The organism is Candidatus Limousia pullorum (assembly GCF_057405065.1).
On sequence record NZ_CM171614.1, the window covers coordinates 2,674,910 to 2,697,695 of the forward strand.

At 40.5% G+C, this 22,786-nt stretch carries 19 protein-coding genes and 1 riboswitch; of the genes, 6 read left to right on the forward strand and 13 right to left on the reverse strand.

Annotated features, from left to right (window positions below; all coding sequences use genetic code 11):
• Positions 1-59: 59 nt before the first annotated feature.
• Positions 60-1,697, reverse strand: coding sequence for a PASTA domain-containing protein (locus tag CGICJO_RS12600; protein ID WP_486499168.1), 1,638 nt, complete (start codon positions 1,695-1,697; stop codon positions 60-62).
• Between the two features lie 282 nt (positions 1,698-1,979).
• Between CGICJO_RS12600 and CGICJO_RS12605 the strand changes: the two genes are divergently transcribed.
• Positions 1,980-3,386, forward strand: a complete 1,407-nt coding sequence (locus CGICJO_RS12605; protein WP_486499169.1) for a hypothetical protein — start codon at positions 1,980-1,982, stop codon at positions 3,384-3,386.
• An 84-nt stretch (positions 3,387-3,470) separates the two neighbouring features.
• On the opposite strand, the gene CGICJO_RS12610 is transcribed toward CGICJO_RS12605, so the two are convergent.
• The 9 genes from CGICJO_RS12610 to CGICJO_RS12650 all read right to left on the reverse strand — a co-directional run bounded on the left by CGICJO_RS12610 (position 3,471) and on the right by CGICJO_RS12650 (position 13,331).
• Positions 3,471-3,686 carry a hypothetical protein gene (locus CGICJO_RS12610; protein WP_486499170.1) on the reverse strand — a complete coding sequence of 72 codons (216 nt, stop codon included), beginning with the start codon at positions 3,684-3,686 and terminating at the stop codon, positions 3,471-3,473.
• Positions 3,687-3,773: 87 nt separating this feature from the next.
• Positions 3,774-4,688 (reverse strand): tRNA modification radical SAM protein MnmL/YtqA, encoded by a 915-nt coding sequence (mnmL, locus tag CGICJO_RS12615; protein ID WP_486499171.1) that lies wholly within the window; start codon positions 4,686-4,688, stop codon positions 3,774-3,776.
• A gap of 15 nt (positions 4,689-4,703) precedes the next feature.
• Complete coding sequence (locus CGICJO_RS12620) at positions 4,704-6,089, reverse strand: alanine/glycine:cation symporter family protein (RefSeq protein WP_486500032.1); 1,386 nt, start codon at positions 6,087-6,089, stop codon at positions 4,704-4,706.
• A 128-nt stretch (positions 6,090-6,217) separates the two neighbouring features.
• A riboswitch (glycine riboswitch) is annotated at positions 6,218-6,307 on the reverse strand.
• A gap of 232 nt (positions 6,308-6,539) precedes the next feature.
• A complete protein-coding gene (locus CGICJO_RS12625; RefSeq protein ID WP_486499172.1) occupies positions 6,540-7,478 on the reverse strand; it encodes a transketolase family protein in 939 nt (312 codons plus the stop codon).
• A gap of 14 nt (positions 7,479-7,492) precedes the next feature.
• Positions 7,493-8,305 carry a transketolase gene (locus CGICJO_RS12630; RefSeq protein WP_087377745.1) on the reverse strand — a complete coding sequence of 271 codons (813 nt, stop codon included), beginning with the start codon at positions 8,303-8,305 and terminating at the stop codon, positions 7,493-7,495.
• A gap of 245 nt (positions 8,306-8,550) precedes the next feature.
• Positions 8,551-9,729, reverse strand: coding sequence for an LL-diaminopimelate aminotransferase (locus CGICJO_RS12635; protein WP_486499173.1), 1,179 nt, complete (start codon positions 9,727-9,729; stop codon positions 8,551-8,553).
• Positions 9,726-11,351: a CTP synthase gene (gene pyrG, locus CGICJO_RS12640; protein WP_486499174.1), complete on the reverse strand. Its 1,626-nt coding sequence runs from the start codon at positions 11,349-11,351 to the stop codon at positions 9,726-9,728. The genes CGICJO_RS12635 and pyrG overlap by 4 nt, the downstream gene beginning before the upstream one ends.
• The gene (gene dapF, locus CGICJO_RS12645) at positions 11,344-12,201 is read right to left on the reverse strand and encodes a diaminopimelate epimerase (RefSeq protein ID WP_486499175.1); all 858 of its coding nucleotides are present in this window, start codon (positions 12,199-12,201) and stop codon (positions 11,344-11,346) included. The genes pyrG and dapF overlap by 8 nt, the downstream gene beginning before the upstream one ends.
• A gap of 41 nt (positions 12,202-12,242) precedes the next feature.
• Positions 12,243-13,331, reverse strand: a complete 1,089-nt coding sequence (locus CGICJO_RS12650) for a carbamoyl phosphate synthase small subunit (protein WP_486499176.1) — start codon at positions 13,329-13,331, stop codon at positions 12,243-12,245.
• Positions 13,332-13,838: 507 nt separating this feature from the next.
• Between CGICJO_RS12650 and asnA the strand changes: the two genes are divergently transcribed.
• Both asnA and CGICJO_RS12660 read left to right on the forward strand, forming a co-directional pair.
• Entirely contained in the window at positions 13,839-14,852 is a 1,014-nt protein-coding gene (asnA, locus tag CGICJO_RS12655) for an aspartate--ammonia ligase (protein ID WP_486499177.1), read from the forward strand.
• Positions 14,853-14,902: 50 nt separating this feature from the next.
• A complete protein-coding gene (locus CGICJO_RS12660; protein ID WP_486499178.1) occupies positions 14,903-17,020 on the forward strand; it encodes a glutamine synthetase III family protein in 2,118 nt (705 codons plus the stop codon).
• Positions 17,021-17,101: 81 nt separating this feature from the next.
• Here the strand turns inward: CGICJO_RS12660 and CGICJO_RS12665 are convergent, their stop codons facing one another.
• Positions 17,102-18,331, reverse strand: coding sequence for a glycoside hydrolase family 1 protein (locus CGICJO_RS12665; RefSeq protein WP_486499179.1), 1,230 nt, complete (start codon positions 18,329-18,331; stop codon positions 17,102-17,104).
• Positions 18,332-18,554: 223 nt separating this feature from the next.
• Between CGICJO_RS12665 and CGICJO_RS12670 the strand changes: the two genes are divergently transcribed.
• Positions 18,555-18,683 carry a hypothetical protein gene (locus CGICJO_RS12670; RefSeq protein ID WP_486499180.1) on the forward strand — a complete coding sequence of 43 codons (129 nt, stop codon included), beginning with the start codon at positions 18,555-18,557 and terminating at the stop codon, positions 18,681-18,683.
• A gap of 232 nt (positions 18,684-18,915) precedes the next feature.
• Positions 18,916-19,299 (forward strand): DUF1874 domain-containing protein, encoded by a 384-nt coding sequence (locus CGICJO_RS12675; protein ID WP_087377757.1) that lies wholly within the window; start codon positions 18,916-18,918, stop codon positions 19,297-19,299.
• Positions 19,300-19,354: 55 nt separating this feature from the next.
• Here the strand turns inward: CGICJO_RS12675 and CGICJO_RS12680 are convergent, their stop codons facing one another.
• Entirely contained in the window at positions 19,355-19,876 is a 522-nt protein-coding gene (locus CGICJO_RS12680) for a nitroreductase (protein ID WP_486499181.1), read from the reverse strand.
• A gap of 156 nt (positions 19,877-20,032) precedes the next feature.
• Here CGICJO_RS12680 and recQ point away from each other — a divergent pair, with 156 nt between their 5' ends.
• Entirely contained in the window at positions 20,033-21,865 is a 1,833-nt protein-coding gene (gene recQ, locus CGICJO_RS12685; protein ID WP_486499182.1) for a DNA helicase RecQ, read from the forward strand.
• A gap of 51 nt (positions 21,866-21,916) precedes the next feature.
• On the opposite strand, the gene CGICJO_RS12690 is transcribed toward recQ, so the two are convergent.
• A complete protein-coding gene (locus CGICJO_RS12690) occupies positions 21,917-22,465 on the reverse strand; it encodes a VanZ family protein (protein ID WP_486499183.1) in 549 nt (182 codons plus the stop codon).
• Positions 22,466-22,786 lie beyond the last annotated feature (321 nt).

Consider the following 22,786-nt stretch of genomic DNA (forward strand, 5'->3'; position numbering starts at 1 on the left):
AAAGTAAATAAATCAGCATACAACTTTGCGAAAAAGTAATTTTTATGTAAAAAAACATATCATTGGGCAACAATTATGGTAACTGTAGAGCCAACCTCGATTTTATCTTTTGACTTATATCCGTCATAACCTAAAACCGTACCGGACTCATATTCGCTGTCTTCAACTCTTTTGGCTGCTGCCAGCAATCCTGCATCTGCAACTTTCTGAGCCGCTTCTTCTAAGGTGAGGTTTTCAATATCGGGAAGCTCCCTCATAAGAGAACCGCTGCTAACCTCTACGTAAACCGCTACATTTCCCGATTTACTGTCAACCAAAGTACCCTGTACAGGATATTGAGAAATTATTTTTCCCATAGGAACTTCATCGTTATATACCGGCTCTGCGGACTTATACAGGATTACTCCGGTGTTTTCCGCTTCGTCCGACGCACTTTCATAATCAAGTCCTACAAAATTGCTCAAAGCGACCTCTCCCGCCTCTGTTGACGCAGCAGAATCTGTGACAGTAAGCTGCTCCATAAGAGCGGTGTTTTTTGTGGACACGGATATCTCGTTATTGTGAGTACCCAAAATCATATCGTCAAAAAAGAATACAAACAAAATTACGCTCAGTGCTATTGTGGTGAGAATTGAAGAAATAAGCACTGTGGCAACTCCGTTGCCGTTTTTCTTCTTTGCTTCCGAAACGCCGTATTCAATCTTATTTAATGTGGTTGTCCTTGAAATTTCTTCCTGTATAGCCTTGACTGCGGAAGATGCGGAAACCTGATTTCTAAGTGTATCAAAATCTGAGGTTCTTTTGCTTCTGCCGATTTGCAGGCCGTTTGCCAAAGCAACCACAACATGAGGCGGAATTCTTTTAACAATATTTGTACCCAGCAAAAGCTTGCCGTCTACAAGTCGTTTGCTTGCGCTTTCCGGTACTGTTCCCGTAAGCACATAAAACAAAGTAGCTGTAATTCCATAAATATCTGTTTCTATTGTAAGGTTCTCTCCGGTTATGTATTGTTCCGGAGCTGAAAAACCCGTGTACAGCTGAGAACGCAGAGGTGTTCCTCTTTTTCTCTCGTTTTCTGTTGCAAATCCGTATATTTTAAGCTTGTTATGCTTTGTAACATAAATATTCTTTGGCGCTACTCCGTAGTGTCCTATTCCTCTTCTATGAAAGGCTTCCAAAAGAGTAACCAGCGGCATAAACAGAAGTCTTGCCCTGTCCCACTCCAAATATCCTCCGCATTCGTCCAAATAATCCTCCAAAGGAATAAGAGGTTCATAATTTTCTATAACGTAGCAGGAATTGTTTTCTTCAAATATATTATGTATTCTTGGCATACAGGTTAAATCGGCAAATTCCGACAACTGTATAAAGTATTCTTTAAACTCATTGAGAAGTTTAAAAAATTTATCCTGTTTTTCCGCAACAGGCTCTAATCTGATTTCGCCCTTTTTGCGAACAAAAAAGCCTGCCGGCAAAAACTCCTTTATCATTATTGTTTTATTTTGTACACGGTCATATCCGATATATGACGTACTTTCACCGTTTATCTCGGTTACTCTTCCCACCAAATACCGGCCGCCTATAATTGTAGAATACGGCAAAAATGGCGAACGCTGCTTCTCTGTAGTCTTAAAACCACAATATGGACAAGTAGTGTTTCTGCCTATTTCAGCCATACAACCCATGCATAACGCCATATTTACCTCCTTATAATTTTACACATTTTTTACATTGCGCACCTTAGTACTTTAATTATAACATGACGCTTTTTTCAATACAAGGCTTTAGGCTGTTACAAGTATTACACTTTTGTGACTTTTGCAGGAAAAATTTGTCAAAATTAGCTTTTTGCTCGTTAATTAGTTTAAATCACGAAATGATTAAAGCCGCATAATATGTAATAAGGCCATGGTCAGACGCCGCAGAAGAGCGGCGAGGTCTTTTATAAATTTTAATTTTCAGAAAACGGAGGAGTTATATTGTCTTGCAACGATAATTGTCAGGGCGGAATTTTTGCCACCCACGAATATGATTGCTGTGAGAAAGACTGCTGCTGCAAATGCCATAATTGCTGCTGTAACTGCTGCTGTACAGGTCCCCAGGGACCTCAGGGTCCTCAAGGAATTCAGGGACCTCCCGGTCCTCAGGGTCCTACAGGTCAAGCCGCTACTGTTACAGTGGGAACGACTACCACAGGAGCTCCCGGAACACAGGCTTCCGTTACAAATACAGGTTCGGCACAAAATGCCGTTTTGAATTTTGTTATCCCTCAGGGTGAAACAGGTGCTACTGGTGCTACAGGAGCTACAGGTGCCACTGGTCCTGCCGGTCCTCAGGGTCCTGTGGGTCCCGCTGGTCAGGCCGCAACTGTAACCGTTGGCACTACCACCACAGGAGAGCCGGGTACTCAGGCTTCTGTTACTAATACAGGCACTGCTCTGAATGCCGTTTTGAATTTTGTTATCCCTCAGGGTGAAACAGGTGCTACTGGTGCTACAGGAGCTACAGGTGCCACTGGTCCTGCCGGTCCTCAGGGTCCTGCGGGTCCCGCTGGTCAGGCCGCAACTGTAACCGTTGGCACTACCACCACAGGGGAACCGGGCACTCAGGCTTCTGTTACTAATACAGGCACTGCTCAGAATGCCGTTTTGAATTTTGTTATCCCTCAGGGTGAAGCAGGTGCTACTGGTGCTACAGGAGCTACAGGCGCAACTGGTGCTACAGGTCCTGCCGGTGCTGATGGTAAGGCTGCAACTGTAACTGTTGGAACAACTACCACAGGTCAGCCGGGTACCCAGGCCTCTGTTACAAACTCCGGAACAGCTTCCGATGCTATACTGGACTTTGTTATACCTCAGGGAGAACCAGGAACTGACGGTGCTCCGGCAACTGTTAAAATCGGTGCAACCATAACTACAGAACCGGGTTCTTTTGCTTCCGTAGTCAACACCGGAACAGATCAAAACGCTATTTTGAATTTCTCAATTCCGGAAGGCGTTGCCGGTAAAGCTGCTACAATAACAGTTGGAACCACCACTACAGGTGCTCCCGGAACTCAGGCTTCCGTTACCAATGTAGGAACTCCGCAAAATGCAATTTTGAATTTTGTTATTCCTCAGGGTGCACCGGGTACCACACTTTCTGCCGGAACCACAACCACAACACAGCCCGGAACCTTTGCAACCGCGACAAACTCAGGAACACCTGACGCCGCTGTTTTTGACTTCACAATTCCCGGAAGCAATCAGGCAAAATGTGTTGCTCCGCTGAAAAAAGAATGTGCCGGTGTATGCGAAGTAATTGCAAAGCTCAACGAGCTTATAAACTCTCTTAGTGACGCCGGTTTCTTCACTGAAGACTGTGAAGAAGAAAGCCAGGAATCCTAAGCAATACCCTATAAATCAAGAAAAGTGCCGTTTCTTTATGAAGCGGCACTTGCTTTTTAACATTCAAAATAATTCCAATGTTGATTATTTATTTTTTCTGCGCTTTAAAATAAGTGTAACGATTATAGCCAACAGCGCAACTACTATTACAACTGAACAAATAACCACCAGTGAATTATTTTGACCTGTTTGGTAATCCACAGTGTTATTTGTGTCTGCAAAAGCTGAAAAACATCCGGAAAAAACTACGGCGGTTAAAAATGAAACAAGAGCCGCTGTTTTGCTCAATAACTTTTTCATATCGGTATTCTCCTTTAATATCTTTTAAGTTAAATGATATTTATATCTAAAATAATTATATCAACAGCTTATACTATTGTCAATAAATCACATATTATTTTCTTCAGCCTTGCTCCCCTGTACAATGTCTTTTTCCGAAAAAACTTTGTTAATGTAATTTAAAACCACCTTTTTATTTCCGCTCCACATGGGCTCTACCAAAAGCCTTTTGTCGCCGTCACCGGTCATTCTGTGTATAACAACATTTTTCGGTATTATTTCAATACAACGGCACAAAAGCTCCGTATATTCTTCCATTGAAAAAATCTTAAAGGGCTCTTTTTGATACATCTCATAAAGCTTTGTATCTTTCAAAACATGCAGAAGCTGTAATTTTATTCCGTCGCTTACCTTGGAGCTGTAGGCTACTGTTTCCAGCATTTGTTCCTCGCTTTCTCCCGGAAGTCCCAGTATAACATGAGTGACCACTTCTGCGCCTATGCTTTTTAGATTTTTTACTGCTTGGTCGTAAACCTTTAAAGGATAGCATCTGTTTATAAGCTTTGCAGTGTTTTCATTTATTGTCTGAAGTCCCAGTTCAACCCACAAAGGCTTAATTTTTGCCAGTTCTTCCAGAAGCTTTAAAACATCGTCTTCCAGACAATCAGGTCTTGTACCAATGGAAATTCCCACAATATCCGGATGATTCACCGCTTCGTAAAAAATCTTCCTTAAATAAGGCACAGCCGCATACGTATTCGTATGCGACTGAAAATATGCTATGTATCCGCCCTCTTTAATCTTATTTTTCAGCAGTTTTTTGCCCTCTTCTATCTGAGCTGTTATGCTCAAATCAACACTTGGACAAAAGCTTCCCGAACCGTTTCCCCCGCAGAATATACATCCGCCGAAACCTACTTTTCCGTCACGGTTTGGGCAAGTCATTCCGCCGTCTAAGGTAAGCTTATAAATCTTTCTGCCGAACCTGTTTTTCAAATAAGCATTAAGGGTGTTTATGTACATAATTTTTCACCTTTATCACTTTTTGGCGTTGTTTGGAAGTCTGTGCTTTGCGTCATAGTCCTTAGCCATTTTAACAACAATGCCGCTGAGAGCAAGAAGACCGATAATGTTAGGAAGAACCATAAGTCCGTTGAACATATCGGACATGTTCCAAACCAAGTCAACCTTAAGTGTTGAACCAAGAACGATAAAGAGAACAACTATTGCGCCGTAAATCTTTACAGCTTTCTTTCCGAAAAGATATTTTACGTTCTGCTCTCCGAAGAAATACCATCCTATAATGGTGGAGAATGCAAAGAACAGCATACATATAGCTATGAATATATTTCCAAAGCTACCGAATGCGCTGTTAAATGCAACCTGCGCAAGCTCTGCACCGTCAAATTCCATCCATGCGCCGCTTGCAACGCTTGTTGAAATGATTACCAAAGCTGTCATTGTGAGAACAATGAATGTATCGATAAATACGCCCAGCATAGCGATTATTCCCTGGTCGCCAGGATGGTCAACCTTTGCAAGAGCATGAGCATGAGGAGTAGAACCCATACCGGCTTCGTTGGAGAAAAGACCTCTTGCAACACCTTTGCTCATTGCCATCTGGATTGTAATTCCGAGAGCACCGCCGCCTACAGCTTGAGGGCTGAATGCGCCTACAAAAATCTGTTTGAAAGCCTCTCCCAAGTATGAAAAGTTCATTCCCAAAATAATGAGGCATCCAACAACATAGAAAAGAGCCATAATAGGAACAAGCTTTTCAGTAATCCATGCAATTCTCTTTGCACCGCCGATAAAGATCAAAGCGGCAAGAATTGCAACTGCAATACCTACAGCTATCGGAGGAATACTGAAAGCATTCTGGAAGGAAGCTCCGATAGAGTTTGACTGAACCATGTTACCCATAAATCCAAGGGCAAGAATAATTGCTACTGAGAAGAAACCTGCAAGGAACTTTCCGAACTTTCCACGGAAAGCAGCTCTTATATAATAAACAGGGCCGCCTGTTACCTCTCCGTCTGAATGTGTTGTCTTAAACTTCTGAGCAAGTGTTGCCTCGCTGTAGATTGTTGCCATTCCGAAAAATGCGCTGAGCCACATCCAAAAGATTGCGCCAGGGCCGCCGGCATGTATTGCTGTTGCCGCACCTGCGATATTACCTGTACCAACCTGAGCCGCAATAGCGGTTGTAAGTGCCTGGAAAGAGCTCATTCCGTCTTTGCCGGCTTTTTTACCGTTCAGTGAAAAGCTGCCGAAAAGCTTCTTAACACCTGTTTTAAATTTTCTTACCTGGATAAATTTCAATCTGAAGGTAAAGAAAATACCTGCACCGCACAAGATGTAGATAAGGGCGTAATCCCAAAGATATGAGTTGATTACCTTAACCACATCATTCACATAATTCATGACTGCGTCCAAAAAAACCACTCCTAAAAATAAATGTAATCATATAAATTTATATATATGAAAATAAAAAGAGCCTAACTCAAAAGAGTTAAGCTCTGGAAAACAAAAATAAATAGCAAAGTGACGTAATGTCATCCTCTGTCCTTTTGCCTGAGAGATTCGGAAAATTCCTTGCACCTTCGGCACTCTTTTAAAAGAGTTTCTCCAGAGTTTACTCGGTTTTCAGTCCTATTTCCCAAAAGGAAATTCCTGAGAGCATTACTCCTTCGGCAAGCGCATGGCTACTTTTCTGAAAACTTCAACGCAATTCAACTTGTTAAATCACGACAACGACACTATGTTACCATATATACAGGTAAACTTCAAGCAATAATCACAAATTGATAAAATTTTGTCGAAATAGCACAAGTCGCATATACTATTTTTGTCTATATTTTGATAGTCATTAAATTATTTCTTGGCAATAACTTCCTTGACAGCCTCAACAATGTGCTTATCTGTCATCTCGTATTCCTCCTGGAGGAATGGAAGCTTACCAACCTGACCGAATCTGTCCTTAATACCGATTCTCTTCATGATTGTAGGACACTCTTCGCCAAGTACCTCTGCTACTGCTGAGCCAAGGCCGCCGATGATGTTGTGGTTTTCAGCAACAACAACAGCTCTTGTTTTCTTTGCAGAAGCAATTACAGCCTCTCTGTCGATAGGCTTAATGGTATGAATGTTTATAACTTCAGCATCAATGCCAAGCTCTTCAAGAGTTTTCAAAGCCTTCATTGTCTCCTGAACCATTATACCTGTTGCGAAAATTGTAACGTCCTTACCCTCTTTGATTGCATCAGCCTTAAAGAGGTCGAATTTATAATCAGGAGCTGTAAATACATCGTCGATTGCCTTTCTGAACATTCTGATGTATACAGGACCGTCATAATTTATAATCTGAGGCATAGCCTGTCTGAACTGTTCTGCATCCACCGGCTCGTAGATAACCAAGCTTGGAATACTTCTTACAACGCCCACATCCTCAACGCTCATGTGTGTTGCACCGTTGAGCTGTGCTGTAATTCCCGGGTCAGAACCAACAATTTTAACATTGCACTTTGCAAGAGCGATTGAAACCGCAATCTGGTCACAAATTCTTCTTGTTGCAAAAGGAGTAAATGAGCTGATGAAAGGAATCATGCCGCAGGTTGCCATACCGGCTGCAATACCTGCCATGTTCTGCTCTGCAATACCAACATCAAAAGCTCTGTCCGGATACAACTTACGAAGTCCCATTGTGCCGTTGCACTTTGCAAGGTCAGCGTCTATAACGGCAATTCTTTTATCTTTTGCCATCTCTTCTGCGAGAATTTCAGCGAAAATTCCACGAATTTCTTTACTTGCCATCACTAACTACCTCCTTATTTCAACTCTTCCAAAGCAGCTGCTTTTTGCTCTGCTGTAAAGTTCATGCTGTGGCAGTCAACAAGAGCCTGTTCAACAAAGGAAACTCCCTTGCCCTTTACTGTGTTAAGAACAATCATTGTAGGCTTGTCCTTAACCTGCTTTGCACCGTCGATAGAAGCGATAATAGCATCTATGTCATGTCCGTCAATATCATATACATTAAATCCGAAAGCTCTGAAACGCTCAGCAGGATTCTCTACAGACATAATCTCATCTGTAGTTCCGTCAATCTGCATCTTGTTGTAGTCCATGAATACAACGAGATTGTCAAGCTTCAGCTGTACGGCAGACATACATGCCTCCCATACCTGACCTTCCTGGCTTTCGCCGTCACCGATAATACAGAATACCCTTGCTCCGTTTTCAAAAATCTTACATGCTTTAGCCATGCCAACTGCAGCGGAGATGCCCTGTCCCAAAGAACCTGCTGTCATGTCAACTCCAGGAGTCAAAGTTCTGTCGCAATGGCTTGGAAGATTTGTGCCCTCAACGTTAAGTGTCTTGAGCTCTTCCATTGGGAAATAACCCTTCAATGCCAAAGTAGCATAAACTGCAGGACCTGCGTGTCCCTTGGATACAACAAGTCTGTCACGGTTTTCCATATTCGGATTTTTAGGATCAACATTCATTTCTTTAAAATAGAGTACCGCAAGCACATCAGCAATAGAAAGACTTCCGCCGATATGACCTACGCCGAGAGTTGCAATTTCGTCAGTAGTATAATAACGAATCTGCTTTGCAATATTACGCAATTCAGCTGTTCCCATAATACAATCCTCCAGTTCACAAATCAAGAAAGCAAATACAGCTTTTCATGCTACTTTATCATATCACAAATTCAATTTAAGCGCAATTACCTTTTGATCTATTTCTGATATTTTCGCATACTTCACTATTTATTTATCAACTTAGACCCTTTTTACATTTACTTTTCATAATTTTTTATAAATCGACAACTCTTTTGCTTTAGCTGACCTTTAAATGTAAGATTATGAAAACGTTTTTTTCAAAGTTAAAATATTTTTTCAAGCCTTTCCATTGCCTCTTTTGCAGCTTCCTTTGAGGAAAAAGCTGTAAGCCTGAAATAACCTTCTCCCGCTGTTCCGAAACCGCTTCCAGGTGTTCCCACAACTGCGGCTTCACTTAAAAGCTTATCAAAAAATTCCCACGAGGTCATGCCGCCGGGACATTTAAGCCACACATATGGAGAGTTTTCTCCTCCTACATATGAGATATTCAATTTATCCATTGTGGCTGTGATAATTTTTGCATTTTCCATATAGTAAGCGATGTTCTTTCTGCACTGCTCTATTCCCTCTTTTGAGAACACCGCCTGTGCGGCTCTCTGTACTGGATAGGAAACACCGTTAAACTTTGTGGTTTGTCGTCTCAGCCACATTTTTCTAATGCTCATATCCTCAAACTCCAAAGCCTCCGGCACAACAGTATATCCGCATCTTACACCGGTAAAGCCCGCTGTTTTTGAAAGTGAGCAAAACTCTATTGCACATTTTTCAGCACCCTCAATACTGAAAATACTTCTGGGAAGCTTTTCATCCTGAATAAATGCTTCGTATGCGCTGTCAAAAAGAATTATGCTTCCGTTTTTAAGGGCATATTTTACCCAAGCTTCAAGCTGTTCCTTTGTGTATACAGCGCCGGTGGGGTTATTGGGTGAGCAAAGATAAATTATATCAGCCTTTACCTCATCTGATGGCATTGGCAGGAAATTATTTTCTTTATTTCCCTCGGCAAAAATAATCTTTCTGCCGTTCATTACGTTTGTGTCAAAATAAACGGGATAAACGGGATTTGGAATAAGCACTGTATTGTCCTTATCAAAAAGGTCAAGGACATTTCCAACGTCGCTTTTGGCTCCGTCGCTTACAAAAATCTCGTCCATATGGAGAGAAACGCCGAAGGTTTTATAATAATCTCTTATTGCTTCTCTTAAAAAGTCGTAACCCTGTTCCGGGCCGTATCCGTGGAAAGTTTCGGAAAACGCCTGTTCTTCAAAGGCTTTCTTTCCTGCTTCCACAACAACCTGAGGCAATGGCAATGTAACGTCGCCTATACCCATTCTGATTATTTTTTTATGTGGATTTTCACTTTTAAACTTTTCCACCCTTGCGGCTATTTCAGAAAATAGATAGCTCTCTTTCAGATTTTTATAGTTTTCATTTATTCTCACTTACATTCCCTCCCGCTCTCATAGTTGTATATCATTGCAGCCTTTATAAAGCCTTTAAATACCGGGTGCGGCTTGTTTGGGCGGCTCTTAAATTCAGGATGATACTGAACTCCCACAAAAAAATTATTCTTTGAATATTCCACAGCTTCCACCAGTCTGTTATCAGGTGAAACTCCCGAGAAAACAATTCCGTTCTGCTCAAAAGCCTCTCTGTAGTCGTTGTTAAACTCATAGCGGTGACGGTGACGCTCCGAAACATTGTGCTCCTGATACATTTCATAGAGCTTTGACTCTCTTTTAACCTTGCATGGATAAGCTCCAAGTCTCATTGTGCCGCCCATTTCCTCAAGGTATTTTTGGTCGTTCATAAGGTCTATAACCTTATTTTTGCTTTCTACGTCAAATTCCTTTGAGTTTGCATCCTCAAGCTTTAAAATATCCCTTGCAAAGGCAATAGACGCTATCTGCATACCAAGGCAAATTCCGAAATACGGAATATTATTTTTAAGTGCATATTTTGCAGCCGAAATCATTCCCTCAATTCCACGGCTTCCGAAGCCTCCTGGGATTATAATTCCGTCGCATCCTTCAAGAACCTTTCCCACATTCTCATCTGTTATGGTTTCGCTGTCAATCCACATAACATTTACATTTGTTCCGTTTGCCCAGCCTGCGTGGCTTAAAGCCTCGGAAACTGAAAGGTAGGAATCGTGGAGTTTTACGTATTTTCCAACCAAAGCGATATTTACAGACTTTTCGCACTGCTTGATTGAGGCAATCATGTTTTCCCATTCGGTAAAGTCAAAATCCTTTTTATCCTCAAGAGAAAGCTCTCTCAATACCACTTTGTCAAGTCCCTGTTCCTTGAGCATAACAGGTGCTTCATAAAGAAGTGGGACTGTTCTGTTCTCTATAACGCAGTCAGGTGAAACATTGCAGAACTTAGCAATCTTTGCAAAAATAGATTTTTCCAAAGGTCTGTCGCATCTTGCAACTATAATATCCGGCATAATTCCGAATGACTGCAATTCCTTTACAGAGTGCTGTGTGGGCTTTGACTTATGTTCTCCGGAAAATTCAAGATAAGGGATAAGGGTAACATGAATGAAAAGGCAGTTTCTTCTTCCCTGCTCGTTTGATACCTGTCTTATGGCTTCAAGGTATGGCTGGGATTCAATGTCGCCGGTTGTACCGCCTATTTCGGTAATTACAATATCTGCGTCGGTTTTTTCTCCTACGGAATAGATAAAGCTTTTTATCTCATCGGTTATATGGGGGATAACCTGTACCGTTTCGCCGAGATACTCGCCTTTTCTCTCTTTTGTAAGCACATTCCAGTATACCTTGCCGGTTGTAAGGTTTGAGTATTTATTAAGGTTTTCATCAATAAATCTTTCATAATGTCCCAAGTCCAAATCCGTTTCCGCTCCGTCCTCGGTTACATAAACCTCTCCGTGCTGGTAAGGACTCATTGTGCCCGGGTCTATGTTTATATATGGGTCAAGCTTCTGAGCCGCCACCTTAAATCCTCTTGCCTTTAAGAGTCTTCCTAAAGACGCCGCTGTTATTCCTTTTCCAAGTCCGGATACAACTCCTCCGGTTACAAAAATATACTTACTCATCTATTTCAACTTCTCCTTTGAATGCAGTGACAGCAGGACCGGTCATATACACTGTGTCCTCTGTGTATTTTATTTTAAGCTCTCCGCCCCTAAGCTTTACGGTGATGTCCTCATTTTTCGGACAATAGCCGCAGGCAACAGCAGCCGCAACAGAAGCGCAGGCTCCCGTTCCGCAGGCGAGAGTTTCTCCGCTTCCTCTCTCCCATACTCTCATTCTCAGAGTTTTTTCATCTTCAACAGTTATAAACTCAGTGTTGACGCCTTCCGGAAATATGGGATTTTTTTCAAATCTCTTTCCCTCTTTTTCAATATCTATAATATCCGTATTGTCACAGAAAACCACACAATGGGGATTTCCCATGGATACGCAGGTTATATTCTCGGTTTTTCCGCAGATATCAACAGGTTTATTTATTGTTGTTTCTCCCTCAAGGTTTACAGGGATATCTTTATTGAGATAAGAGGCCTTTCCCATATCTACTGTGATAAACTGAGCTTTGCCCTTATCATCCGGATAAATTTTCAATGTTTTTACTCCGCTTAATGTGTCAACCTCTACGGTATCTCCCTTTGTCATTGAATTATCATAGAGATATTTTCCTACACAGCGGATACCGTTGCCGCACATTTTGCCCTCGCTTCCGTCAAGGTTGAAAATTCTCATCTTTGCGTCGGCTTTATCGGAGGGACATATAAGTATTACCCCATCGCCGCCTATGGAAAAATGCTGGCGGGACAGATTTATGCTCAATTCCTCGGGATTATTTATTTCCTGTTTAAAACAATCTATATAGATGTAATCATTGCCGCATCCGTGCATTTTTGTAAACTCAATAATTTTTCCGGACATTCTTTTCTCCCCTTTATAACCTTATGTTATGATGAAGCTAATTATTTATTTTCTTCAATAAGCTTGATAAAATCATCGAAAAGCCACATTGTATCAAGCGGACCTGCACATGCTTCAGGATGGAACTGAACGGAAAATGCAGGGAACTTTGTATATTTTACACCCTCACAGGAGCCGTCGTTCATATTTATAAAGCTGAGCTTTCCGTGCTCCGGCAAACTGCTGTCAACAACAGCGTAGCCGTGGTTCTGAGCAGAAATATAAACTCTTCCGCAGCTTAAATCCTTAACCGGCTGGTTTGCTCCTCTGTGACCGTATTTGAGCTTCTCGGTTTCTGCTCCCTGTGAAAGAGCCAAAAGCTGATGACCGAGACAAATTCCGAAAATCGGGATTTTATATTCGCAAACCTTTTTAAGCTCTTCAATTACGCCCTTATTTTCCTGTGGGTCTCCCGGGCCGTTTGAAAGCATTATGCCGTCAGGATTAAGACTCTTGATTTCCTCAGCCTTTGTATCAGCCGGAACAACAGTCACATTACAGCCACGCTGTGTAAGACATCTGATAATATTTTCCTTTGTTCCGAAGTCCCAGAGAACCACGTTATATTTAGGATTTTCACTTTCATAAACCTTGGCCTCTTTGCGTGTAACTCTGTTTACAACTCCTGCGCAGGTGTACTCCTTGATTTTTTCAAGCTCTTCATTGCTGTAAGGAGGCGCTTTCTTTGTGAGCATTCCGTTCATAACACCGTTGTTTCTGATAATTCTTGTAAGTCTTCTTGTATCTATTCCGCTCATTGCAGGGATGTTTTCCTTTTTAAAGTATTCATCAAGGCGCTGAGTGCTTCTGTAGTTTGACGGAGTTTCACACCAATCTCTTACGATATAGCCGGAAAGCCAAGGTTTCTCGCTTTCAAAATCCTCCGGGATAACACCGTAGTTTCCTATAAGCGGAAATGTCTGAACAAGAATCTGACCGCAGTAGCTTGGGTCTGTTATGCTCTCCAGATAACCGGTTATTGAAGTGTTGAAAACAACCTCGCCGTAAACGGTTTCAAAATCGCCGCCGAAGCTGTCGCCTGCAAAATATTCTCCGTTTTCAAGTACCAGATAGATTTTTTCTTTTTTCATTTCTAATTCCCCCATAGATTTCCGGCTTTACTTAGCATAAAAAATTAAAAGCTCTGCTGTAATTATTTGCTTTATAAAGCCATAGATATTCCTTTTTCCTAAAAAAACCCGTAAAAAAAGCGTCTGCGATGCAATTCTCTGAAAACAATTGAAAACTGTGGCTTCAGAAAATTAACAATATCGCAGACGCCTTTGTCCGTTTTTCAAATTATACCACCATGCAGGAAGCTTGTCAATAACTTTCATTCAATTCATTATTTTTCCCCTATATAGGTTATATTTCGGATATTTTTTTGTTTTTTTGAAACAAACTGAAACGTAAAATAAAAAACTTGCATTTCCCCTATTGACAAAGAGAAAAAGATGTATTATAATTGCTCACGTAATCGGCAAAGGCGCCACAGGATTTCTGTGGCGTCTTTTTCTTTTTTAAAGCTTTAAAGCGTAAGGCAACGTCAATAATCACTTACAGCGCCGTTTACTAAAAAATCCGAAAGGCTGATTTTTATGAGTAAAACAACATTCCCAACAAGTTACAGTACAAAAGAGCATCTTAGCGTTTTTGAAACTCAAAAGGCTATAGAGGCGGTAAAAGATATATTTTCATCCAAACTAAAAAACGCTTTGAATCTTACAAGAGTTTCCGCTCCTTTGTTTGTAGAACCTGAAACCGGACTCAACGATGACTTAAACGGTGTTGAAAGACCTGTAGTATTCGATATTAAAGAAACCGGAAAAGACGCCGCAGTTGTTCATTCCCTGGCAAAATGGAAGAGATACGCTCTTTATAAATATGGATTTGCACAGGGCTCCGGTTTGTACACAGATATGAACGCCATAAGACGTGACGAGGAAATGGATAACCTCCATTCAGTTTACGTTGACCAGTGGGACTGGGAAGCAATTATCCCGGACGGCAGACGTGACAGAGAATATTTGAAATCAACAGTTGAAAAAATTGTAGGTGCTATCTGCGACACAGCCGATGAGCTTCACAAAATGTTCCCGGTTCTTACAGCTTCTTTCTCACGTGACATAAGCTTTGTTACCACTCAGGAGCTTGAAGACATGTACCCTGACAAAACACCGAGAGAAAGAGAAAACCTCTATGTAAAAGAGCACAAGACCGCTTTCATTATGGAAATCGGCGACAAGCTCAAATCAGGAGAAAAGCACGACGGAAGAGCTCCTGACTATGACGACTGGAAGTTAAACGGAGATATTTTCTTCTACAACGAGGTTTTGGACTGCGCCTTTGAGGTTTCCAGCATGGGTATCAGAGTTGACAGCAAGTCAATGGACGAACAGCTTGCAAAAGCCGGCTGTGACGACAGAAGAGAACTCCCTTTCCAGAAAATGGTTTTGGATAAAACATTGCCTCTCACCATCGGCGGAGGTATAGGACAGTCAAGATTGTGTATGCTACTGTTGGAAAAAGCCCACATCGGCGAAGTTCAGGTTTCAATCTGGGACGACGATACCAAGGCTGCGGCAGAAAAAGCAGGCGCAGTATTGCTTTAATATAAATTTATTCTCATCAACCACAACAATACAAACAGGAGGAATTTTCCATGAATAATGTTCCCGCAGAAAATAAAAGCAACTATATTCCGGAACTTTTCGGAAGCATGGTTTTCAACGATAAAGTGATGAAAGAAAGACTTCCGAAAGAAACATACAAGGCTTTGAAAAAGACTATGGAACTTGGAAAGAGCCTTGACAGAACAATCGCAAACGTAGTTGCCAACGCAATGAAAGACTGGGCAGTGGAAAAGGGTGCAACACATTTTACCCACTGGTTCCAGCCGATGACAGGCTACACCGCAGAAAAGCACGACAGCTTTATCACACCTGAAACTCCCACATCTGTAATTATGGAGTTCAGCGGCAAGGAGCTTGTAAAAGGCGAACCTGACGCCTCCTCTTTCCCGTCAGGCGGACTTCGTGCCACCTTTGAAGCAAGAGGCTACACTGCATGGGACCCATCTGCATATGCATTTATAAAAGACAATACACTGTGTATCCCAACTGTATTCTGTTCTTACGGCGGCGAAGCTTTGGACAAAAAGACCCCTCTTCTCCGTTCAATGGAAGTTATCAATAAGCAGGCATTGAGAATTTTAAGACTTTTCGGCAACACAGAAGCCACACGTGTTATCACAACTGTCGGCCCTGAGCAGGAATATTTCCTCATCGACAAGGATTATTACGCACAGCGTGAAGATCTTATGCTCTGCGGCAGAACTCTTTTCGGAGAGCGTCCTCCAAAGGGACAAGAGCTTGAGGACCACTATTTCGGAACAATCAAGCCGAGAATAAAAGCATTTATGAAAGATTTGGACATTGAGCTGTGGAAGCTTGGCGTATTTGCAAAAACCGAGCACAACGAGGTTGCACCTGCACAGCACGAGCTTGCTCCAATCTTCACCAATACAAACGTGGCAACCGACCAAAACCAGCTGACCATGGAGATTATCAAAAAGGTTGCACAGAAACACGGTCTTGTATGTCTCCTCCACGAAAAGCCATTTGAGGGCATCAACGGAAGCGGTAAGCACAACAACTGGTCCTTGTCCACAAACACCGGCGTAAACCTTTTGGAGCCAGGCGATTCACCTGCTGAAAACGCACAGTTCCTCCTTTTCCTTGCAGCTGTTATCAAGGCGGTTGACGAGTATCAGGATTTGCTGAGAGTTTCTGTTGCAAGCGCCGGAAACGACCACCGTTTGGGTGCAAACGAAGCTCCTCCTGCTATTGTATCAATGTTTTTGGGTGACGAGCTTTCCGACGTTCTCAAGTCCATTGAAAACGATTGCGAATACAACGGAAAAGACAAGGTTGAAATGAAAGTAGGAGTTCATATTCTCCCACGTTTCCCAAAAGACACAACAGACAGAAACAGAACCTCACCTTTTGCATTTACCGGTAACAAGTTTGAGTTCCGTATGCTGGGTTCAGGCGACTCAATCGCCGGACCAAACATTGTGCTTAACACAATCGTTGCAGAAGAGCTTGCAGGCTTTGCAGACAAACTTGAAGGTGCTGAGGACTTTAACGCAGTTCTTCACGACATTATCAAGGAAGTTTTGAAGGACCACAAGAGAATTATCTTCAACGGCAACAACTATTCTCAGGAATGGGTTGAAGAAGCACAGCGCAGAGGTCTGCTGAATCTCAGAACAACAGCCGACGCTCTCCCAACCTTTATTTCTCAGAAGAACATCGACCTTTTCACAAAGCACAAGATTTTCACCAAGGGCGAAATGATTTCCAGATACGAGATTCTTTCCGAACTCTATCAAAAGAAAATCACCATCGAAGCTTTGACAATGGACGAAATGACAAGGAAAGAAATTATTCCCGCTGTTTTGGAATATGTTGATTTTCTTTCAAAGACAGCCGCAAACAAGCGCAGCCTTTCCCCTGATATTCCTGTTTCTACAGAGATTTCAACTGTTAAGGAGCTTTCAGCCTGTGTTGAGAACATGACATCTCTTGTAAACCAGCTTGAAGAGGATTTACAGCTTGCTAAAAAGGAAAGCGACATCCAAAAGCTTTCACAGTTCTTTGCAAACACAGTGCTCGAGCACATGGAAGCTCTCAGAGAAAGCGCAGACAAGGCGGAACACTTTATGCCGAAGAAATACTGGCCGTTCCCATCCTACTCAGAACTTCTTTATAAAATTTAATTTGTTAATACCTAATATTTAGTATCCCTATAGATTCCAAAAAAATCAGAGTGACCTGTTCATAGTCACTCTGATTTTTGTTTATTCTAAAAGTTCTGTTGATTTTTCTTTTATGAGCCTTTTGTAAAACTCTGCGCTTTTTCTTACGGTTCTCTTTTGAGTTTCATAGTTCACATGAACAATTCCGAACCTTGCGTGTTCTCCCTCTCTCCACTCGAAATTATCCAAAAAAGACCAGTGGTAATATCTTGTGACCGGAGAACCCTCGTACACCAACTCCCTTATATGGTCTTTTATATATTTTTCTCTCAAAATATCGTTCTTATCACAAACTCCGTTTTCGGTTATATAAACCTCTTTCTTAAACTTTTTATACAAGTCCTCTGTTATAAGTCTTATACCCTCCGGATAAATATCCCAGTTTAAATCGCTTTTGCTTTCTCCCTTGTATTCATTGGATGTAAAATATCCTATTGCTCGCCTTGTGTAATAATTTATACCGATAAAATCGTAATACTTTCCGCTTTCCAGCCTTTTTCCCATAAAAAGAGGTGTTTTTCCCTCATAAAAGCTGTTGTTTATCATTGTATGGAAAAGATATTCATAAAAGGCTGTGCAAAATCTATGAATAGGATTTTTCTCATTTTTAGGCACAAAGTAAACCATATGATTTGCAAAGGAAACCTTTGTATCCTTATATCCCATTTCTTCTCTCATTTTATGAATAAGCTTATAAGCCTCTATATGACATCTCGCCATATTCTTGCACACACGGAATCCCGCTATATAGTTTCCCCTTAACGGCGGCCAGTAGGCTAACATATATCCGTTTAGGATATATACATTGGGTTCGTTTATGGTCACAAATTCGCTTACTATATCTCCGAAAGATTCAATTACCTTTTCCACATACTCCAAAAAATATTTTACATTCTTTTTCTTTTCAAATCCTCCCATGTCCGCAAACCATATGGGGTCTGAAAAATGATGAAGTGTTACAAGGGGCTTTATTCCCTTCTCTATAAAATATTCAAGCTCGTCACGGTAGTGGTCTATTGCCTCTTTATTAAAAACGCCTTTTTGAGGTTCTATTCTGCTCCATTCAAGGCTCATTCTATAAATCTCAACGCCCAATGAAGCCATAAGGTCTATATCTTCCCTATAACGATTGTAGTGATCTGCCGCACGCAGACAGTTTGTTCCGTCAACACATTTTCCCGTTTTGGAAAATCTGTACCATGTGTTATTTTTGTCTCCTCCCTCAATCTGTGTTGCAGAAGTTGCAACTCCCATAAGCATTTCTATACGCATATAAAAAATAAACTCCGTTCCTTTCAATCAATATACCTCTTAAAAATATTTCCAATTATATCATTTTGACCGAAATAAATCAAATAATTTATTATAATATCTTATCTTAAAACAAGTGCATAAATGCAGATAAATAATAAAAATAAAATTTTTTAAAAAATCCGTAACCAAAATGCCTCTCCTGCAATAGTATGTAGTGTAAACAGAAAGGAGGAAAACAACAATGTGTAACTGTTTTGGCAACGACAACTGCTCATGGGTAATTCTTCTCATCATCATCCTCATGTGCTGCGGCGGCGGCAACGCCGGCAAAGACAACGGCGGCTGCGGTAATTCCTGCGGATGCTGCTAAAAATAACGGATTAGTTAAATAATCCGGAAATCTAAACGGCGGGCTGTCACCACTGGCAGCCCGCTTTTTCTTTTTTTGCAAGTAAGTCTGTTAAAATATTCACAAAATTTAAAAAAGCTGTTAATTTTTTATCAATTGTTGCTTTTTCTGAATTATTATGTTATTATAATTTCATATTATAAAGTCAGGAAATATTTTTAATATAAAAAATTAACATTAAGGAGGCAAAACAATGGCTAATACTTTTGACAAACCTTTGCTGCTTTTGGACAACAGCAGTATGATGACAGCATTAAATGACGGTGAATACAAATGTGAAAATCTTACATTTGACGCAGCCCGTGCAATTATCGACATGCACGACGAAAAAGATATTTTACAGTGTTTTACAGATGCAGCTATTGAAACGGTAATATTCGACTATCTCAAAGTTTCCAAAAGAGATTTCACCAAAAAGCGCATAAGAAACATAAGACCGGGTCAGGACGCCATTGTGTTTAAGCTCTACATAACACCATCGGAAACCCAGCCTATTATAAAAACCGAAGAGGGCGCAGAAGCTAAAAAAATCCAAAACATTTATGTATACTGCCAGTATTTGACACGTTTGAAATAATCTCTATAATACAAAATTCAACACCGGACTTCAATAGAAATCCGGTGTCTTTTTATCAATCAATAAAATAAATCCAATTACTTTTTCTTGGAGCAGCCTTTGGGTATTCTCCGTCTACATATCCCAGCACGCAATGACCTATGCCCTCATACTCTCCCTCTATTCCGAGAGATTTAAGTATTTCCAAACCCTCAGGTCTTTCAAATTCTTCCTTTGCTCTGTGAATCCAGCAGCTTCCAACTCCCAGCTCATGAGCGGCAAGCATAAGGTTTCCCATTACAAGACTTCCGTCATAAATATGTGTGGGAGCATTTTTATCCGCCAAAACTATAAGAACAACAGGTGCGCCATAGAACGGGTCGATATCTTTTCCCATAATCTCTGCATTAAGCTTTGAAAGTTTGTCACGTACCTCTTTGTTTGTAACAGCAATGATTATAGGTGATTGTCTGTTCATTCCTGTGGCGGCGAATTTACCGGCAACAACAATCTTTTCAATAATATCCTTTGAAATCATGTCAGGTTTGAAACATCTGATACTTCTTCTTGATTTAATACAATCAATTACTGTTTCCATAAAAACACCTCCTTTATAAATTCTGTCAATTTAATTATACTACAACATATTTTCCTGTCAATCCTTATCCACCATTTGAAGTATTAAAATGATTGAAATATATTTTCCTCCATGTTATTATGAAACAAAGATAAAGAAATAAACAAGGTGAATTATATGAATGAAAAACTGGCAGTTTTAAAGGAATATTTTGGACACAGCGAATTTCGTCAGGGGCAGGAAAAAATTGTTGATTGTCTTTTATCCGGCAAAGACGCTTTGTGTATCATGCCCACGGGTGCGGGAAAGTCAATCTGCTATCAGATACCTGCTCTTGTTTTTGACGGCGTCACCTTGGTTATTTCGCCCCTTATATCACTGATGAAAGACCAGGTTACATCACTTGTTCAATCCGGCATTTCTGCCGCATACATAAACAGCTCTTTAAATCAATCCCAGTATTTCCGTGTTTTAGAAAATGCCGCATCCGGAAAATATAAAATAATATATGTTGCACCGGAAAGACTTGTGGTTCCGGAGTTTACAGAGCTGTGCGATAAGATAAAAATTTCCATGGTTGCTGTGGACGAAGCCCACTGCGTTTCTCAATGGGGACAGGATTTCAGACCAAGCTATCTAAAGATAGTGGAGTTTATAGAATCACTTCCTTGCCGCCCTGTTATCGGCGCTTTTACCGCAACCGCTACCAAAGAGGTTAAAGAGGATATTTTAAAAATACTAAAGCTCAACAAGCCTCTTGTTGTTACAACAGGTTTTAACAGAAGCAATTTATTTTTCTCTGTAATGAAACCCAAAAATAAGGACACAACACTTATTGACCTTATAAAAGAGCGCTCAGAAAAATCAGGTATTGTGTATTGCTCAACAAGAAAAGCTGTTGAGGAGGTTTGTGAGCTGATAAATCAAAACAGTTTTTCCGCCACAAGATATCACGCCGGACTTTCAGAAAATGAGAGAAAGGAAAATCAGGAGGATTTTGTTTTTGACCGTAAACAAATTATGGTTGCCACAAACGCCTTTGGAATGGGCATTGACAAATCAAATGTTTCCTATGTAATCCACTACAACATGCCGAAAAATATTGAAAGCTACTATCAGGAAGCCGGACGTGCTGGCCGTGACGGCTCTCAAGCCGACTGTATTTTATTGTACAGTCCCCAAGACGTATTCACCAACCGATTTTTAATAGAGAAATCCGAGGATAACCCCGAGCTTACTGAAGAAGAACAATACATGGTTCGTGAAAAGGACTTTGAACGATTAAAACAAATGACCTTATACTGCACCACAAACGATTGTTTAAGAAAGTTTATTTTAAAATATTTCGGTGACAAAGCGGAGAACTACTGCGGAAAATGCTCCAACTGCCTCACTCAATTTGAAACCCTCGACATAACGGTTGATACACAAAAAATACTGTCCTGCATAATAAAAACAGGACAGCGTTACGGCAAAAAGATGATATGTGATGTTTTGCGTGGCAGTAAAAACGAAAGACTGTTGAGATTCAAGCTTGACAATCAATCCACCTACGGCATAATGAAGGACTCTTCTGAAAAACGAATAAGAGACATTATAGAGCATTTAGAGCAAATAGGCTTTATATTCTCAGAAGGCGGCGAATATCCGGTTTTAAAGGTCTCTGCCACAAGTTACGGTGTTTTAAAGGGTAAATCACCACTGTCAATGAAAATCCCTAAGGAACAAAAGAAAGAGCCAAAACCGGCGGTTAAAGCTGCTGATATCAATGCAGTTATTGACAATGATTTGCTGGACGAACTTAAACAGCTTCGCAGAAAATTGGCTATGGAAAAAAATGTTCCGGCTTATATTATATTTTCCGACGCCACCCTTACTGATATGTGTAAAAAACTTCCTATGACATCAGAAGAATTCCTCACAGTGTCCGGAGTAGGAAAAACCAAGCTTGCCCAATACGGCGAAATTTTTCTTGATACAATAAATAATTATCTTATAGAACAATCTTAATCTTTACAGCAGAAAAAACCACAAGCTCCAAAGCCTGTGGTTTTATGTTTATCATCTGGAAAATAATCTGTTATAAATTTTATCACCGTAATTTTTAAAGAAAAGTTTGCTAAAAAGAATACCGAGATAACCGCCCAAAGCATTCAGTATAAAGTCGTCAATATCAACTGAGCGGTAATTATAACCGATTACCAAGCCGATTATGAGCTGCAATAACTCTATAACCAACGGGAAAAGCAAAGGAAGCAGGAAAAGCCAGATTTTATTGCTTTTTCTCATTTTCAAATCGAGAACAACACCATAAGGAGCAGCAATAAGAATGTTTCCTGCAATCTGAATAAAAGCTGTAACTGTCAAACCCATCTGCAACGTGGATATAATCGTTCTAAATGGGATAAAGTTATTTGGAACCGAATCAAAGAGCTCTGCGCCCTGATAAGGAATAGGAAAAAGCGTCAATCCCAAAACAACTATTATGTAAACATAAAATACACTCCAAAAGAGGATTTTAAGCGGTATAGCCTTGAGGAGAAAAGCGATAACACCCCCAAAAACAATACCAATAGCACCAAATAAATACAAATCAACTGCCGACAACATTTTTACGACCTCCTTTTTATTATACACAATATGTACAAATATTTACATATATACTTTAACATCATAAACTCATAATTTCAACTATTTTTTACAATATATTTTTATTTGTATAAAAAAATCAGCCGTGGTAAAAAATTAACCATGGCTGTAAGATTAAAATTTAAAAATCAGGTTTCAGAAATAAATAAAACAAAGTCAACTGAGGATGAGCCATTCCAAAGACTAAGAAAAATGTATCTCAATACTTGTGTGGGTGTTAAATTCTAATATAAACCTTTACATGTCAAAAATTAAAAATAAGAGCAAGCCCAACCGAGAGAG

Coding starts and splice junctions, on each gene's coding strand:
- CGICJO_RS12665 (WP_486499179.1), bottom strand. CDS start 18,331: ATGCGTATAGAAATGCTTATGGGAGTTGCAACTTCTGCAACACAGATT.
- CGICJO_RS12620 (WP_486500032.1), bottom strand. CDS start 6,089: ATGAATTATGTGAATGATGTGGTTAAGGTAATCAACTCATATCTTTGG.
- CGICJO_RS12650 (WP_486499176.1), bottom strand. CDS start 13,331: ATGAAAAAAGAAAAAATCTATCTGGTACTTGAAAACGGAGAATATTTT.
- CGICJO_RS12600 (WP_486499168.1), bottom strand. CDS start 1,697: ATGGCGTTATGCATGGGTTGTATGGCTGAAATAGGCAGAAACACTACT.
- CGICJO_RS12630 (WP_087377745.1), bottom strand. CDS start 8,305: ATGGGAACAGCTGAATTGCGTAATATTGCAAAGCAGATTCGTTATTAT.
- CGICJO_RS12610 (WP_486499170.1), bottom strand. CDS start 3,686: ATGAAAAAGTTATTGAGCAAAACAGCGGCTCTTGTTTCATTTTTAACC.
- CGICJO_RS12690 (WP_486499183.1), bottom strand. CDS start 22,465: ATGTTGTCGGCAGTTGATTTGTATTTATTTGGTGCTATTGGTATTGTT.
- CGICJO_RS12625 (WP_486499172.1), bottom strand. CDS start 7,478: ATGGCAAGTAAAGAAATTCGTGGAATTTTCGCTGAAATTCTCGCAGAA.
- CGICJO_RS12660 (WP_486499178.1), top strand. CDS start 14,903: ATGAATAATGTTCCCGCAGAAAATAAAAGCAACTATATTCCGGAACTT.
- CGICJO_RS12675 (WP_087377757.1), top strand. CDS start 18,916: ATGGCTAATACTTTTGACAAACCTTTGCTGCTTTTGGACAACAGCAGT.
- mnmL (WP_486499171.1), bottom strand. CDS start 4,688: ATGTACATAAACACCCTTAATGCTTATTTGAAAAACAGGTTCGGCAGA.
- CGICJO_RS12670 (WP_486499180.1), top strand. CDS start 18,555: ATGTGTAACTGTTTTGGCAACGACAACTGCTCATGGGTAATTCTTCTC.
- dapF (WP_486499175.1), bottom strand. CDS start 12,201: ATGTCCGGAAAAATTATTGAGTTTACAAAAATGCACGGATGCGGCAAT.
- CGICJO_RS12680 (WP_486499181.1), bottom strand. CDS start 19,876: ATGGAAACAGTAATTGATTGTATTAAATCAAGAAGAAGTATCAGATGT.
- asnA (WP_486499177.1), top strand. CDS start 13,839: ATGAGTAAAACAACATTCCCAACAAGTTACAGTACAAAAGAGCATCTT.
- pyrG (WP_486499174.1), bottom strand. CDS start 11,351: ATGAGTAAGTATATTTTTGTAACCGGAGGAGTTGTATCCGGACTTGGA.
- recQ (WP_486499182.1), top strand. CDS start 20,033: ATGAATGAAAAACTGGCAGTTTTAAAGGAATATTTTGGACACAGCGAA.